This is a genomic window from Rhizobium leguminosarum (assembly GCF_004123835.1).
GTDB classification, from domain to species: domain Bacteria; phylum Pseudomonadota; class Alphaproteobacteria; order Rhizobiales; family Rhizobiaceae; genus Rhizobium; species Rhizobium leguminosarum_M.
In genome coordinates, this window is the sequence record NZ_MZMU01000002.1 from 65,332 (window position 1) to 80,784 (window position 15,453).

The window sequence follows — 15,453 nt, forward strand, 5'->3', positions numbered from 1 at the left end:
CGGCCTCGTCGTCAGTTAGGAAAAGCAGCCTCAAGATTGTGTCTCGCGCCATCCCCTTCCCGGCTTAAACCGGGCTGGTTTACGGAAAACACGTAATCCTGTTCTGCGCCTGCGCGGTCGATATGACATTGCGCGCACCGCTCCTTCGAATGCTTCGTTGCAACCTTCTGATATGGCGGCTCCTGATGGCCAAACGTGAAATATGCCCAGCCTCCCGCGTCCTCAGGGTACCGCTTGCTGTCCTTGAGCATGAGAGCGATACCTGTAAAACCGTGTTGAAAAATCACTTTGCCGAACCAGGCGTTACACAGATACGCAGGCGGGCCATCGCAGTTTTTTCCGTCAACGCTGGTAAAGGTGAACTCTTTTACGATCAGCGATCCTTCCGGCCACTTACCCGTCTCCATGTAAACTCGGTAGGCGTAAGGCTCCACGTAAACGTTATGAAACTCCGGCGTGGGAGTGAGTTCTTCGTCCAGCAAAGAAGTGGTTATCGGCTCCCAGGCCACATATGCGTGAACCCACGACCTATAACCCCTCGGGAGCTCGGCTTGGCCGCTCTCGGTAAACGCGAGCTTGGCGGTCAGCGCTGATGGATTACCGCTGGCGCTCACAGCCGAAGGTATTCCACCTATTAGAACTCCGGCCAAAAGAACGGCTAAGCCAGCCAGTCCCGACAGTGTCAAGATGCGCCTCATGAAAGCTCCTCCTTTGAATTGCACGCTCATAGCAAAATCTAATTGCCGGCTAACTCACCGAAATTATTGCATATTCCGGTCGTCAGACGCCAATGCGCATCGCGTATGGAGCCATGCGCAATGCTCATTGTGGGATTGATCGACTCTTTTGATCAGAACGGCCAGCGATTTGCGTGGGTATGCTGCCTCCGCGTGCACGGTGTGCCCAACGATCTCGCGGACAGGACGTGTTCACGTCCCGGTCACAGATGACACACGCCCTTATGGCGACTGTCGGGCCCTAGCAATCACAGCGAGGTGTCGCCTGAGAAATAGCTTTGCGTGTTCAATGAACGCATAGAGAACTTCTGTCACGCTCACGTGCTAAAAGATTAGATTCACGCCGACAAGCATCAATTCATTACCCCTTGAGGGTAATGACCAAAACAGCCCGGCGATCTCGGACTTCACCTGGTACGAGGCGGCGTCTGATGCCCAATTCCCCGTTGCGCCGTTTCGATATTGCGGCCGCGCTATTAAGCGACAGGCGACATCTCACTCTGAGAGATCGCGCTCGTCCGGACATTCTGTCTTCCCTACATCGTGCGAAGCCAGCCGTCAGTCGCAAAGCCCGGGGGTGCGAGATTTCGGCGACGGGACAACTAGGTCTAATAAGAGGCCCGATACACGATCGGCACCCAGTCATAGTTGCTGTCGTCACGACGAACATGACCAATTCCGGGAAACGCGTGATGAGCGCCGGCAACCAGATATCGCTGATCAGCGGCTTCTGCGAACGCGACAGCACGCGTAGCCGCAGCGGCTTTCTGATCGACGTCGAAGTCCACCGTTACCTCCGGATGATCATACTGGAGAACATCGCCATGTGCGACATCGCCCCAAAAGACTATTTTCTCGCCCTCGCTTTCAACAATGATGCCGCTATGCCCGGGCGTGTGACCGGAGAGCAGGACCGAGCCGAAACCAGGAAAAGGCGCAGCGTTGTCATCGAAAGTTTTTAACCTGCCAGCATCCGCATACGGACCGACGCATTGTTCGGCTTGAGTGATCTGTGGGCCGAGAACCTTATCGACCTTGCTCTCGGCGTCGGCTTTCAGCCAGAACAGCTCCTCGCGTCGGTTGACATGTAGAACCGCGTTCTCGTACACGCGGCTTCCATTGGCAATAAGTCCACCGGAGTGGTCGGCATGGATGTGGGTCAGTATCACGTCGTCGATCTCGGACACCTTGTATCCAGAAGCCTCGATATTAGAGACAAGCTTACCCAATGATGGACCTAATAAATTTCCAGTGCCCGCATCTATAAGGACAAGCCGTTCCCCGGTATTGACAAGGAAGGCGTTGACCGAAATTTCCGCAGGGCCTGACTGATATCTGTCGACCAGATATGTTTCCGCCTCTTCCTCGCCAATGTTTTTATAGATCTTCGACATTGGTAGTTTCGCTGTGCCGTCGGACAGTGCGGTGATCTCATAGGAGCCGAGTTTGACGCGGTAGAAGCCAGCCGCTTGCTTGCCTGCCATGGGCGCTTTCGCGAAGACAGCTGCCGGAACCGCGGACAAAGTCCCGGCAGCAAGGGCAGTTTTAGCGCAATTGATCAGGAGTGAACGGCGGGTGTGCATGGCGTCTCCGGGTTTCCGAGCAAGAAGAATTGAGATGTCAACTAGCGTGAGGCGTAGGTTCCGGTAACTCCACCAATAGTCAAATGATGCGGCTCGGATTGCACGATCAAGGCAGAAACTTGCCTCAAGCTAACTTATAGAAAACAATACATATCCGCCTTGTAACAGACCAATGCGCATCGCGTATGGTACCATGCGCAATCCTCATGTGGGTTGTGTCGGCTGTTTCGATCAGAACAGCCAGCCTTTTACCGAGGAGGGTCGACACACGCGGTTTTCGTCAGCTTAACGGCGACCATGGCGACCTGACATTCTGTCGTAGTCAATCATTGCGCGATTCACACCGCATCAGCCTATTTCAACCGACGTAGCCACGTCGGATCCGCGGCCACCTGCACAGCCACGGCCTCATTGGCCTGATCACAGCGATGCATTGATCCCAGAGTTTGGCCGCGTTTGGAAGGAATTTGGCGCGCGACGTCGCAAACGAGCTAGGGAATGCCAGCGATGATCCATGGGAATCGATTGAGCAAGCACTTTTGCAGATGTTTGGTGTGGTGCCAGTTGCCGTGTGGGAACTCTGGAAGAGATCGCTTACACCATCTTGTTTCTCGCCAGACCCCGGGCGGGCTACATAACAGGTGCCAATCTCAGGCTCGACGGTGGGGTGCGCCCACGATCTGACCGCATCATCCGGTTCTTTTGCGAAATGCAGCCGCGTCGTCGACCACAATCTCAGCGGAGCGGCCGGAAAAACTCCCTGATCTCATTTGCCAACAAATCTGGCTGCTCAAGCGCGGCGAAATGCCCGCCTTTCGGCATTTCCGACCAGCGTGTGACATCTGCGACCCGCTCGACCCAAGACCGCGGCGGGATCGGGAGTTCCTTGGGAAAATGCGCGATCCCCAAAGGCGGTGTCAGTCGTTCATTCGGGGCAAAAATGAGAGGGTCGAGGCGGTTCTCCTTGTAAAGCCGGAGAGAGGCATTGAGGTTGCCGCTGAACCAGTAGATCGAGATATCGGTCAAAATCGTATCCAGAGAGAGAATGCCCTCGAGATCACCGTCGCAGTCCGTCCACGCGCGAAACTTTTCTGAAATCCACGCTGCCAGGCCCACGGGTGAATCCGAAAGCGCGAAGGCCAGAGTCTGCGGCTTGGTGGAATGCATGGCCGAGTATGCCCCCTCGGTCGCGGCCCATGATGCAACTCTCGTCTGGTATGCCCGCTCTTCTTCCGTCGGCTCTTCGCCCGACGCCAGAGTCGGACGGAACCCTGCCGACACATAATTCAGATGAACGCCGAGGACCGTGTCCGGAAACAACCGCGCCAACCACGTGGAGACGCCTGAGCCGATGTCGCCGCCTTGCGCACCAAACCGCTCGTATCCGAGCGATGCCATCAGTTCATGCCAAAGGCCGGCGATGGCGCGTGATCCGACGCCCGGCTTTAACGGCGGCGACGAGAACCCATAGCCGGGAAGCGAGGGAACAACCACATCGAAAGCATCGGCTGGATCGCCACCATGGGCACCGGGATTTGTCAGGAGCGGCAGGATGCGTTCGAACTCTGTGAAGGAACCCGGCCAGCCATGGGTGAGGATCAGCGGGAAAGGCGCCGGCCCAACGCCCTTTTGGTGGATAAAATGGATATCGGTGCCATCGACCGATCCTACGAACTGCGGCAGTTGGTTAAGCCGCGCTTCTTCCGCGCGCCAGTTGAAGCGGTTCTGCCAGTGATCCACCAGCCTGCGGAGAAAGTCGAGACTTGCGCCGTCCTCCCACGAAGCGTCGTCAAGTGCCTTAGGCCAGCGGGCCATGGACAGACGATGCTTTAGATCCTGAAGAACTTCGGCGGGAACCGCGATCGTGAGTGGACGAATGATCATGTCTTATTCCTTGAATGGTCCGCGAATGCTTTGAACCATAGCTCAGGTGGCGCGTGAGTTGGCCAGGCGAATAAAGCCAATCCATCCTGACGAAGAATCGGTCCCTTCCAGGACAGGAGCATCATCGATCCAATCAGGACCAGCCTGAGGCCTTGCGGCCTTAGCGCCGTATCCAGCGCGATTGAACACCTTGGCCGCGGGGTTAACTAAGGTAACCTGGGGAACCGCCGCCTCTGGATGGGTATGATCGTCCCGTTCCGACAGAAGTCCTTCTAGTCCATTGGCGACAAGCCTGCTAGCAGAAGACGGAGTCCAGCATTTGTTTTCGCGGTTTCGCTACTTGGCGAACCAGTGACTTGAGACGGCATTCGGAAACGTTGGCATGAAATGATAGGAGACCAGTGGTGCCTTTACCTTGAGCGGATGTGAACCGACGACCCGCTATTCGCACCGTTGCGATAGCGACGGTATATGAAACTGCAGCACTCCATAGGCATCATACAACTTCCAATACCATCTCTGATCGGAGGCTATGAAGGTCGCGTCCTCCTGTCTCTGGAAAATTGCTGCCTGCCTTTTGACGAAAAGGATGGAGCGTCGCCTAGGTCGACAGCTCGTCCGCTGTCCCGTCGCCGAGTAGCCCTCGGTCCCAGGGCGGCTCGCCACGGAATGTATCAACCAGAAAGTCGATAAATGCGCGTGCACGCGCGCTTTGATGGCGCGTTGATGGATGTACCGCGTACATCGCGATCGGCGGTCGCATGTGTTTTGCAAGAACGATCGAAAGCGCTCCGCTCCGAACAGCGTCGTGCACGATGAACGTCGGCAGCATCGCCACTCCAAGACCCGCAATGGCCGCTTCCCGGACAGCGTCCCCGTTCGCGAAGTCGAGCCGTGTATTCACAGACGGCACCACATCATTCGCGAATTTCCAATAGGAAGCTTCCTCACGGTTAGAGTAGACGATTCCAGGAAACCGGGACAGGTCGTCAGGTTTTTGCGGCGTTCCAAGATGCTCAAGCAGCGCTGGGCTGGCGACGCACGCGTGCCGAATGATCACAAGCCTGCGAGCAATCAGTGACGAATCCGGCAACTGCGCAATACGGGTTGCGAGATCAAAACCATCCCGAACCAAATCGACCATTCGGTCGTCAGTATCGATCGATAGCGAGACATCAGGATGGCGTTCCAGAAACTGTCCTACCGCCGGGGCCAGGCAGTGCACTGCAAATGAGACCGGTGCGGCGACACGGATGCCCCCTTTCAGTTCACCGCTCGCGCTCGATGCAGCTTCCTCTGCTTCTTCGAGCGCCGCTAGAAGCACCACTGCCCGTTCGTGCAACGCTCGGCCTGCTTCGGTGAGTTGGATCTGGCGTGTCGTACGATCGAAAAGCCTTGCCCCGAGCCTGTCTTCAAGGTCGCGGATCCGTCGGCTAACCGCCGATTTTGCTATGCCAAGACGCTTCGCCCCTGCACTAAACCCGCCTTCTGAGACAACCGTAATCAACGCCTGCAAGGCTTCAAACCGATCGGACATGGTCTCATTGTGAGCGAAAAATGCCGTGTCATCAAGTTCTCGTTTGGAGAACAAATTGTGCTTGGAAGAGTAGCTTTTCGAGAACACGGAAAGAGGTAGTTTGGCCGAAGTTCTAGCGATGGAACTGAGCACGATGGCAAGCAAGACCGATCGGCTGATCAGTATGCGTCCGCATTCGTTCTCCAGGGCTGGCCATTAGGAAACTCTCTTACCATGACCCGCGCTTCCATAGCTTGCGGTTCAGTCGTCCATCTCGAACTGAATTCTCAACCAAATAAGAAGGAGACCATCCATGACGAGCGAAACAATCCGCAACCCCGTAACCGATCATCTCATCACGCCAGAGAATTCGGCTCTCCTCATCATCGATTACCAGCCTGTCCAGGTCTCGTCGATCCGATCGATGGACCGTGATGAACTCGTCTTCAACATCACCGGCGTTGCCAAGGCAGCGGTCAACTATGGAGTGCCTGTTATTCATTCAACGGTGAACGTTGCCACCGGCCTCAACAAGCCGCCGATCCAGCAGCTGCAGGATGTCCTCGGTGACCTCCAGGTCTATGACCGGACCACCGTCAACGCTTGGGAAGATGTCGAATTCAAGCAAGCAGTCAAGGCACTCGGGCGTCGTAAGCTTATCATCACCGCACTTTGGACAGAAGTGTGCTTGGCTTTCCCCGCTCTTGACGCCTTGCGGGAAGGTTATGAGGTCTACGTTCCGGTCGATGCGGTAGGCGGGACGTCGGTCGCGGCCCACGAGGCTGGCCTCCGTCGGATCGAGCAAGCTGGCGGCAAGATGACCAGCCGAGTCCAGTTGTACTGCGAATTCCAGCGAGATTGGGCTCGCAAAGCGACCGTCCCGGGTTTCATGAACGTCTTCGAAAGCTTCGATGGGTTTAATCCTGAGAAAGCCGCCGCTGTCGCGTCGGCCTAAGATCAACTGATCATTCTGATTGTAAATCGCAGCGGCATCGATGTTCGCCGCTGCGACCACTTGTAGTTCTAGCGCGTTCAGCCTTTTTCTGACCGTGCCCCCGCCGCCATAGTCGCTGCCACCATACGCCTCGATGCGATACGAACCTGCGCCATCTGATCTCCGACGTTACCTCGTTAATCTTCCTACTAAAGCCGAGGCGCTGATTGAGAATAGCTCCCCGCTGTTTGCATTGCGACCGAGGTATGACCGCTTTGCGCCCACAAGCGGACCATTGCTTTGATCATTAGCTTCTATATCGAAGATCACCACGAGCAATGTTCGAGCGCAGCAAACCCTTCAAATGATTTCAAGTCGGGATGCGTGTGCTGAAAGGTCTCTCGTATTCTTACGTCAACTCTTACGCGCGAGCACATCAATGATATGAGTCACTCGCTCTTTGCGGAACGCCGCCCTGATCCGGCCGTGGCGCTCAAGTTCTGCTAGACCATGAAGGGTCACCGAGGCCCAGCCGTCTTTTTCGGCAAGCATTTTTGCAGCGCCGATGATCCGCTGCTCTCGCTCCGCTTTCTCCCGCTCTTTGCGTTCACTTATCGCTTTCACTAGGCAATGCTGCCACCCTCCTAGCCGCCGCCGCATTTCTCCTCGCTGCTGTCATCAACGCGTCCGGCCGCAAGGCTGTTCAAGAAGAGTTCGTTCGTTACGGATTTCCATCGTGGTGGTGTTGGATCACCGCGATTTTGGAATTTCTGACGGCACTCTTACTGGTCTTGCGGCCAACCTTCGCAATCGGCGTGATGCTTGGAGCCTGCATCATGGTCGCCGCAATCCTCGCTGCCATTAGGGCCCGCGATTTCCGCCATATCCCGCCGCCATTCGGTGTTCCTGCTGCTGCTCACTGGTCAGGACGACCCGCGCGATCAGTTCGAAGAGGTCGCTAACGCTGGCATGGCTTTTCCTTGTCGAGATGGGGTGTCACCGCCCTCCGATCGGTTTGTCGGAGGGCAGATTTGATCGGCTTCAAACCACCTCGAGAACTTCGCTCAAAGGGCGCCGCGGCTTCTGCGGCCAGTTTTCAGAGGTCGCATAACCAACGGCCAAGAGGAGTGCCGGTACTTCGTTCTCGGCAAGTCCGAATTCGCGGCTGACACCTTGCGGGTCAAAACCGATCATCGGTGTAGAACCAAGTCCCAGCGACGTGGCGGCGAGTACGAGTGTCATGGCGCTGAAGGTGGCACTGCGCACAGCTTCGTCGCGGGCGCGCTGAGGCTGTTCGAAGTACAGACTTTTTGCAGCACCGGTCCAACCCGGCACCATCTCCTGCGGCATGATCCCGGCTGCGACGACAGGCGCCAGGCGATCGGGCATCACGCTGTGCTCGGCGATGACACCGCAAACGATATAGGTTACCGCGGCATCGGTGATCTTGGGCTGATCCCATGCGACCGCTCGCAGCCTTGCTTTGGCATCCGCGGAACGAACGGCGACAAGGCGCCAGTTCTGCAAGTTGAACGCTGAGGGAGCAAGCGTCGCGAGGCGAGCGAGTTCAGTGACCTGCGCGTTGCTGATGTCTCTCGAAGCGTCGTAGAGACTGGTCGTGCTGCGCTGCTCGATTGTGTTGATGATCGGATTGGTCATGAGGATTTCCTTGATTGATAGGCATGGCTCCGCCCCACCAGTTTCTCATGTCGGTAATGGGGATCGTATGGACCGTCGGAGCTTCGTCAGGCGATGGTTTCGACAACCCCGCCATCAACACGAAGCGCTGCTCCGGTCGTTGCGGACGCCTGTTGCGAGCTGACGTAGAGGATCATGTTCGCCACTTCCTCGACCGACGCCGCACGTTGGATGATCGAGGAACTGCGATGCGCTTTGATGAAGGTCTTGGCGACGGTCTCGATACTGTCACCGGTTCGCTCGACTTCGGATTGAAGCATCTTCGACACTCCTTCGGTGAGTGTCGGTCCGGGAAGAACCGAGTTCACCGTAACGCCGGTACCGGCTAATCGCTTTGCAAGCCCGCGCGAGATGGAAAGCTGGCTCGTTTTCGTGAAACCGTAATGGATCATGTCGGCCGGAATGTTGAGCGCAGACTCCGAGGACACGAAAACGATACGTCCCCATCCACGCTCGACCATTCCGGGAGCATAGGCTCGAGAAATTCGCACTCCCGACATGACGTTCGTCTGGAAGAAGCGATCCCATTCGGAATCCGGAGTTTCGAAGAAGTCCTGCGGGCCATAGATGCCGATATTGTTGATGACGACATCGAAACTCGGATGTCTGGCCACCAGCCGGTCGCAATCGACCGCGGTGCCGAGATCGCCCGCAAAACCGGATAGCCTGCTTCCCGCGCCCAGCCGCCCTATGGCTGACCTGACACTCTCGTCGGTGCGGCCGTTGATGACCACTTCCGCGCCGCCTTCGAGAAACCCTTTTGCAACCGCGAGGCCAATGCCGTTGGTGGAGCCTGTAATGAGAACCGTTTTGTCTTTGAAATCGATATTCATGGTAAGCCCTCTTGTCTGCTGAGGGCTAATTTGGCTCTTCTTTACTCGGTTTATAATCGGCTTGGCCTCGGTAGGTCAATTCGAGATTTTCGAAAAGTCATCTGACCGACGCCTGTGCGATTGCAGTGCTCAGATAAGCGACGAGTGCCGCAGTGCGCCTGCTCGGCGGACCAGCCGGTTGTACGGCATAAAGATCGACATGCCCGGCGACGTACGCGTCGAGTGCCGTCTCGAGCTTTCCCGTCTGCAGTTCGTTGCGGATATCCCAATCGTTTTTCAATACGACCCCGACGCCTTCGACGCCCCACTCCCGAAGGATCGCGCCGTCGCTGGCTTGCCGGTCACCGGAAACCTTGACGGTGAACTGTCGGTCTCCGTCACGAAATGGCCACGCCGCCAGAGGTGCTCCCGGCCTGGAGAGAATGAGACAATTATGGTCGGACAGATCGCCGGGATGACGAGGTTTTCCCGCACGGTGCCAATAATCGGGCGAGGCACACACCAGCCGGTGACCCCTTACCAGCAGCCGGGCGCGAAGGCTTGAGTCTGCCAACGGTCCGTATCGCAGCGCGAGATCGATCCGCTCCTCAACCAAATCGATGGTGCTGTCTGTCAAAACGAGTGACATGGTGATCTGGGGGTGCAAAACCTGAAAGGCATCGAGGTGGGTACGCAGTTGTGACCTCCCGAAGTCGTTCGTCGCCGTAACCTTGATCGGACCCGTCAAAGGCCCATTTTCCATCATTCCGCTCATTGCGGCATCCCAGTCGGCTAAGATCCGCCGCGCATCTACCAGCAACCTTTCGCCTTCGTGGGTGAATACCAGACGTCGTGTGGTCCGCGTCATAAGACGGGCGCCAAACTCCTGCTCAAGCTGCGTGACCGCCAGCGCGACGGTTGATGTAGCGATTGCACGTTGGCGTGCAACCCCTGAAAAGCTCTCGGTTTCGGCGACAGCTATATAGAGGCGCAGCGCGTCCATGCGGTCCATCGTTCGACTTTCTCAAACAGTGATGCCGATTTTTTTGTTGATCATAGCCAGGGTTTGGCTTGTTTGGAAGGCAATGCCATACGTTCTTGGTCTATTGGGCGATCGTCGTTGCACTCTTTCCTCTTTTGTTTGATTTACCGCCACGGCTCTCGCGGTGCAGTCGTCCATCTCGAACTTAGTTCTCAACGAAACAAAGAAAGCAGCTTATCGACTATCTCGATCGCATGGGGATCCCGCGCGGGCGGGAATGGGAACTCGAAGACGACGACGCGGAGGAGATCGCGCTCCGCCAGGTTTTCGACAATCTCGACACCGATGGGGACAGGAGCGACTCCGAGCCGCCACCCGTCGCGAGCCCGCACCGCCTCTTCCCCCTATTCCCCCACCACCTACGCCTCCGCCTGCGTCGCCACCGTTCAAGCTTCCCGACATCGATGAAGTCGATCTGACGATCGCGCCTGCAAAGGGAAGCCGGATCGAACCGCAGCAATCGTCGGGCGGCGGCAGCAGCTCCGGCACGTGGCTGCCGCCGACGCTGGCTGAGGTCGAGCGCGCCGGGCTGCTCGGCCGGCGCGGCGAGGAACTCATCTATCGGATGGAGCTGAAGAAGGTCCGCGAGTTCGGCTACGACCAGCCGAACCGCTACGTCATCTGGACCTCTCGCGTCGAACCCGGTGCCGACCATGATATCCGCTCGATCGACGCGGAAGGGCGGCCGCGATGGCTCGAGGTCAAGGCCACACTGGGATCGATGGCCGATTTGATTGGCCTCGCAAGGAATTCGAGCCAGGTCCTGTCGCTTATCCAAGGCGCAATTGTGATGGCACAGTCGACGCCCGATCCTGGCATTGTCGAGGCAAATCGCGATGCAGCCAGATTGTTGTTGGAGGATGGTGTGGCCGGTTGATTTCCGTTAGGCAGGCGACTGGCGTCCCGATCGAGAATTGGATTGCCGCACGGACAGCTTAATCGTAGCGCCATCCTAGCCACCCCATACCTTCAAGCGGACCGCATTCTGCGATGAGGTGAGCTATTCTTGCCGTTCAGTTTGAATTGCCCGACAAGCGTCATCAGACCGTCGGCTTCATGGCCCAGTTGCTACGACAGAGCATTGTTTTCCTCTGCTATCGCGGCGTCGGCCTGCGTCATGTGGTCCATATTCTTGACAGAGTCATTGGAGGCCCACGGCTCTGCGCCCGTGCTTGATCTTTCTGCAGCGTCATACAGTTCAGAACATGGATTTGAGGCAGCGAGGCACTTGTTCCAAGTGATCCCACCCGAGCAATGGCCGGATCTTCTTATGTGCGAGAACGATGCTTTGGCCTTCGGCGCGATCGATTACGTTCGAAGTGCCTTGAAACTTCGTATTCCCGCTGACATTGCGATTGCCGGTTTTGATAACACGCCTCTCGCCGCCTCCCCTGCCTATGACCTGACGACATACGAACAGCCCGCTAACGAAATGGTTGCGGCAATCCTATCGATGATACTGGGCAGAGAGCCGCGAGAAAGCAAAGCATTTAGAGGAAAAACTTGTCGCTCGATCAACCGCTTGATCATCGGCAAATCTGGCGCGTCAGACGCTACCACTCGCAAGGAGCAGGTGAAATCAAGCTGTTTCAAAACTGGATGGGGCCTGCGTTGTCCGAGTGAGGACAATTGACCATCGTCTCTGCGTCCGCTGTTACTGCCAGCGCAAGCGCGAAGATTGGGGCGTGTCAGGGACCTGCCATGACCCGCCTTGAAGCTAAGCGGTATCCGGCGTGCTACTCATTCGCAGACTGATGCATGTCACGCCGCATGAAGGCCCAGTCGATCAGTTCCGCCATGGACGGACCGAGGGCAATGCCCATATCACTGAGTGCGTACTCAACGCGTGGTGGAACCTGAGGATAGACCGTCCGTGTGACAATGCCGTCCTTCTCCAGCTCTTTCAGCTGCTGGATCAGCATTTTCTGGTTCACGCCCTCGACCCGCTTTTCTAATTCGGAGAAACGCAGCGGACCCTTTGCTCCGAAAAGCTGACAGATGATGACGATCTTCCATTTCCCCTCAAGGACCTGAAGAGCGTCCCTGGTCGCAGCTGCCCAGATCAATTGCTGCTTGGGATCGTCGCAGCGCCAATCTCTCTCGATCGCCATACTTACCTCAAGGTGGGTTACACACTTTTTAGTCGGTTCTTGCCGTATCAGATAGCTATACCTATTCTTCGGAGCACAACAAGTCACGTCTCCGTTGGAGGGCGTTGAATCCAATACTCATGGCAAGGAAATGATATGAAGATCGGCATTATCGGCGCAGGCAACATCGGCGCGACACTGGCGCGCAAGCTAGCTGCCGCAGGGCACGAGATCAAGCTCGCCAACTCCAAAGGCCCGGAATCGATCGGTGACCTTGCCGCGGAAGTTGGTGCGACGGCTACGACCAAGGAAGAGGCCGTGACGGGGGTGGATACCGTGATCCTTTCCATCCCGTTCTCAGCCCATCGCGACCTTGCCAAGTTGTTTGAAAATGTTCCCGAGAACGTCGTCGTCGTGGACACCTCCAACTACTATCCGTTTCGGGACGGGGCGATCAGCGAGGTCGATGGTGGCAAACCGGAAGCGATCTGGGTTACCGAGCAGATCAAACGACCCATCATTAAAGCTTGGAACGCCGTGCTTTCTGCGACCCTTGCGGACAAGGGCATAGACAAGACGCAACCCCGCCGCATCGCCCTCCCGGTGGCGGGTGATGAGCTTGAAGCGAAGTCGCGAGTCATGGAACTGGTAGAGGCGACTGGCTTCGAAGCCGTCGACGCCGGGGAGCTTGCCACCTCATGGCGACAGCAGCCGGGCACTCCTGCCTATTGCACGGAACTGACGGCTGACGAGCTGAAAACGGCACTCGAAAAAGCTGACCAGAACCGCTCGGCGGGTAACCGCGAGGCCCTGATCAAGGTCTTCATGGAAAAAGGCGGCAGCCTGACCCATGACGACATTGTCGCCCTCAACCGCGCCGTGACCGCGTGAGCAAGTCGGGAAACATGATGAAAGTTGGTATTCTTGGCGCCGGCCACATCGGAAAAACGCTGGTCCGTGAATTGAGCAGAACCGGATACGATGTGAAAGTAGCAAACTCACGTGGTCCCGAAACGATCGAGCCATCAGTATTTGCCTCAGGTGGACGCGCCGTCACGATCGAGCAGGCAGTCGAGGACGTCAACTGATCCTTTCGATCCCGCTCAACCGCTTGTCCGAAATTGCGCCCAAAATTGCCGCCCTTCCAGAGGACACGGTGGTGATCGATACGTCCAACTATTATCCGATGCGTGATGCCGAGATCGCCGACATAGAAGCCGGCGAGGTCGAGAGTGTCTGGGTCTCCAGACAACTCGGCCGACCGGTCGCAAAAGCTTGGAATGCAATCGGTTCCGTTTCGTTCGCCCGACTGGGAACACCTGCGGGGCACCCGGATCGGATCGCCATACCAGTTGCTGCAGATAATGAACGCGACCGACGAGTCGCAATGGCGCTTGTCGACGATACAGGATTCGACGCGGTCGATGCTGGACCGCTTTCCGAGTCATGGCGCCAGCAGCCCGGCGCCCCCGTTTACTGCACGGATCTCACGGCCGGCGAGGTACCCGATGCACTGGCGGTCGCGGAAAGATCCCGGCTGCCGAAGCGGCGAGACCTGTCCGTCGCTGGGGTTCAGGAGAGGCTTGGCGATACGAAGAGCAATCCCGACGCGGACTTTCTCGTGTGTTTGAACAGGGCCCTGTTCCTGTAGATCGCCATCTGCTGCATCCGAGCCTGAAATCCACCTGTCGTCAGACCATGCGGTCGGGGGTGCGGCCCAAGCCGACTTTGTGGCGGCGAGGGAACCGCACCGATCCAAGATGCGCCAAAACCTGGTAACGCGCGGCCAACGAGCACTGCTGGCGCAGGAACATGGAATCGATAATGTCGCGAAAAATGATGATCGGAATGCATTTCGGAAACGGTTATGGCTCCCAGCCGGGCGCATGGCGCATGGCGGGAGTCGATCCCCGGAACTACACGAACTTCGACAGCCAGGTGCGATATGCCCAGGCGGCGGAAAGGGGCAAGTTCCAGTTCCTGTTCATACCGGACTTTCCGGTGCTGACCGGCAATGTCGAGACCGAAGCCCCGATGATCAACATCGATCCGATGATGACGCTTGCGGCCGTCGCGCGCGGCACCGAGCGGATCGGGCTGGTCGCGACCGGTTCGACCACGTTCAACGAGCCCTATAATCTGGCGCGCCAGTTCAAGGCCCTCGACCTGATGAGCCACGGCCGGGCGGGATGGAATGCGGTTCCGACCAGCGATCCCGCGATCGCCGCCAATTACGGTCGCGAACTGCCGTCCCGCGGCGAAAGATACCAGCGTCTTCATGAGTCGATCCAGATCGTTCAGGCCCTTTGGGGCAGCTGGGAAAAGGGGGCATGGCTGCATGACGCCGCATCGGGGCGTTTCGCGGACTCTTCCAGGATCCGGCCCATCAATCTTCACGGGAGCCATGTCGGCGCCAGCGGTCCGCTGCCGCTCCCGCCATCCGAACAGGGCCAGCCTGTGATCTTCCAGGCGGGCGGGGGCGATCAGGGACTGGAAGTCGCGGCTCGATATGCAAGCGGCGTGATCGGCGCGGTCTACACGATCGAGGCGGCCCGTGCCCAGCGCATGGCACTCCGGAATGCGGCGGAACGTGCCGGCCGCGATCCCGACGACGTCAAGTTCTTTCCGGGCCTGATGACGACGATTACGCCCGACAGACGGAGCGGGCTCGATCGCCGGATTGCGGTCAGCGGGGAAACCTTCCCGCAGCGCGTCGGATATCTCGGGCAGATGCTGGGTTTGCAGGTCGACGCGGCCCGGCTCGATGAGCCGCTGTCACAGGCTGAACTCTCGGCGGCTCGCCCGTCGCCGCGCGATCCCCGCTCCGCCCGTGCACTCGACATAGCTCGGGAAGGCTGGAGCCTGCGGGATATTCTGGCGCATGGCGTGATTGATTACCACCCGGTCATTGCCGGACCCGCCGTGGAAGCTGCCGATCATATGCAAGCCTGGTTCGAGGCCGGTGCGGCCGACGGCTTCTGGCTGTCGCCCGACGTCTACGAAGACGGCATCGATGCGCTCGTCGATGGCGTGGTCCCTATCCTGCAGGATCGCGGGTTGTTTCATCGCGACTACGAGGGAAAAACCCTGCGCGATCATCTGGGCGCGCCGCACGGGCTCGATCCGCGCATCATGCGCTGAACGGAAGATTGCATCG

At 57.8% G+C, this 15,453-nt stretch carries 17 protein-coding genes and 1 pseudogene; 9 read left to right on the top strand and 9 right to left on the bottom strand.

Translation table 11 applies throughout. From position 1 onward, the window contains the following. Window positions 1-11 precede the first annotated feature (11 nt). Both B5P46_RS01715 and B5P46_RS01720 read right to left on the bottom strand, forming a co-directional pair. Entirely contained in the window at window positions 12-698 is a 687-nt protein-coding gene (locus B5P46_RS01715) for a cytochrome P460 family protein (RefSeq protein ID WP_129417183.1), read from the bottom strand. A gap of 647 nt (window positions 699-1,345) precedes the next feature. Next, window positions 1,346-2,320 carry an MBL fold metallo-hydrolase gene (locus B5P46_RS01720; RefSeq protein WP_129417184.1) on the bottom strand — a complete coding sequence of 325 codons (975 nt, stop codon included), beginning with the start codon at window positions 2,318-2,320 and terminating at the stop codon, window positions 1,346-1,348. A 571-nt stretch (window positions 2,321-2,891) separates the two neighbouring features. Between B5P46_RS01720 and B5P46_RS35470 the strand changes: the two are divergent. After that, window positions 2,892-2,942: pseudogene (locus B5P46_RS35470) on the top strand (hypothetical protein); the annotation flags it as partial. 113 nt (window positions 2,943-3,055) lie between these two features. Here B5P46_RS35470 and B5P46_RS01730 read toward each other — a convergent pair. After that, window positions 3,056-4,204 carry an epoxide hydrolase family protein gene (locus B5P46_RS01730; protein ID WP_129417185.1) on the bottom strand — a complete coding sequence of 383 codons (1,149 nt, stop codon included), beginning with the start codon at window positions 4,202-4,204 and terminating at the stop codon, window positions 3,056-3,058. Between the two features lie 601 nt (window positions 4,205-4,805). Next, window positions 4,806-5,885: a LysR family transcriptional regulator gene (locus B5P46_RS01735; protein WP_206735298.1), complete on the bottom strand. Its 1,080-nt coding sequence runs from the start codon at window positions 5,883-5,885 to the stop codon at window positions 4,806-4,808. 148 nt (window positions 5,886-6,033) lie between these two features. Here B5P46_RS01735 and B5P46_RS01740 point away from each other — a divergent pair, with 148 nt between their 5' ends. Further along, on the top strand, window positions 6,034-6,675 hold the full coding sequence (locus B5P46_RS01740) for a hydrolase (RefSeq protein WP_129417186.1): 642 nt from the start codon (window positions 6,034-6,036) through the stop codon (window positions 6,673-6,675). A gap of 393 nt (window positions 6,676-7,068) precedes the next feature. Here the strand turns inward: B5P46_RS01740 and B5P46_RS01745 are convergent, their stop codons facing one another. Then, on the bottom strand, window positions 7,069-7,278 hold the full coding sequence (locus tag B5P46_RS01745; protein WP_245456102.1) for a hypothetical protein: 210 nt from the start codon (window positions 7,276-7,278) through the stop codon (window positions 7,069-7,071). A 53-nt stretch (window positions 7,279-7,331) separates the two neighbouring features. Here B5P46_RS01745 and B5P46_RS01750 point away from each other — a divergent pair, with 53 nt between their 5' ends. After that, complete coding sequence (locus tag B5P46_RS01750; RefSeq protein ID WP_129417515.1) at window positions 7,332-7,616, top strand: DoxX family protein; 285 nt, start codon at window positions 7,332-7,334, stop codon at window positions 7,614-7,616. A 79-nt stretch (window positions 7,617-7,695) separates the two neighbouring features. On the opposite strand, the gene B5P46_RS01755 is transcribed toward B5P46_RS01750, so the two are convergent. The 3 genes from B5P46_RS01755 to B5P46_RS01765 form a co-directional block, all read right to left on the bottom strand. Then, on the bottom strand, window positions 7,696-8,313 hold the full coding sequence (locus B5P46_RS01755) for a nitroreductase family protein (RefSeq protein ID WP_129417188.1): 618 nt from the start codon (window positions 8,311-8,313) through the stop codon (window positions 7,696-7,698). Window positions 8,314-8,399: 86 nt separating this feature from the next. Then, window positions 8,400-9,185, bottom strand: a complete 786-nt coding sequence (locus tag B5P46_RS01760; protein ID WP_129417189.1) for an SDR family NAD(P)-dependent oxidoreductase — start codon at window positions 9,183-9,185, stop codon at window positions 8,400-8,402. A 97-nt stretch (window positions 9,186-9,282) separates the two neighbouring features. After that, window positions 9,283-10,176, bottom strand: a complete 894-nt coding sequence (locus B5P46_RS01765; RefSeq protein WP_129417190.1) for a LysR family transcriptional regulator — start codon at window positions 10,174-10,176, stop codon at window positions 9,283-9,285. A 154-nt stretch (window positions 10,177-10,330) separates the two neighbouring features. Between B5P46_RS01765 and B5P46_RS01770 the strand changes: the two genes are divergently transcribed. Together B5P46_RS01770 and B5P46_RS01775 are read left to right on the top strand one after the other, a co-directional pair. Beyond that, window positions 10,331-11,083: a DUF3883 domain-containing protein gene (locus B5P46_RS01770; protein ID WP_129417191.1), complete on the top strand. Its 753-nt coding sequence runs from the start codon at window positions 10,331-10,333 to the stop codon at window positions 11,081-11,083. 240 nt (window positions 11,084-11,323) lie between these two features. After that, complete coding sequence (locus tag B5P46_RS01775; protein ID WP_129417192.1) at window positions 11,324-11,839, top strand: substrate-binding domain-containing protein; 516 nt, start codon at window positions 11,324-11,326, stop codon at window positions 11,837-11,839. A gap of 103 nt (window positions 11,840-11,942) precedes the next feature. Here B5P46_RS01775 and B5P46_RS01780 read toward each other — a convergent pair whose 3' ends face one another. Then, window positions 11,943-12,317 carry a winged helix-turn-helix transcriptional regulator gene (locus B5P46_RS01780; RefSeq protein ID WP_129417193.1) on the bottom strand — a complete coding sequence of 125 codons (375 nt, stop codon included), beginning with the start codon at window positions 12,315-12,317 and terminating at the stop codon, window positions 11,943-11,945. A gap of 135 nt (window positions 12,318-12,452) precedes the next feature. Between B5P46_RS01780 and B5P46_RS01785 the strand changes: the two genes are divergently transcribed. The 4 genes from B5P46_RS01785 (at window position 12,453) to B5P46_RS01795 (ending at window position 15,437) form a co-directional block, all read left to right on the top strand. Further along, window positions 12,453-13,187, top strand: a complete 735-nt coding sequence (locus B5P46_RS01785) for an NADPH-dependent F420 reductase (RefSeq protein WP_129417194.1) — start codon at window positions 12,453-12,455, stop codon at window positions 13,185-13,187. 14 nt (window positions 13,188-13,201) lie between these two features. Beyond that, on the top strand, window positions 13,202-13,384 hold the full coding sequence (locus B5P46_RS35325; RefSeq protein ID WP_348639838.1) for an NAD(P)-binding domain-containing protein: 183 nt from the start codon (window positions 13,202-13,204) through the stop codon (window positions 13,382-13,384). A gap of 71 nt (window positions 13,385-13,455) precedes the next feature. Then, complete coding sequence (locus tag B5P46_RS01790; protein WP_348639839.1) at window positions 13,456-13,947, top strand: NADPH-dependent F420 reductase; 492 nt, start codon at window positions 13,456-13,458, stop codon at window positions 13,945-13,947. A gap of 173 nt (window positions 13,948-14,120) precedes the next feature. After that, a complete protein-coding gene (locus tag B5P46_RS01795) occupies window positions 14,121-15,437 on the top strand; it encodes an NtaA/DmoA family FMN-dependent monooxygenase (protein WP_129417195.1) in 1,317 nt (438 codons plus the stop codon). Window positions 15,438-15,453: the final 16 nt, after the last annotated feature.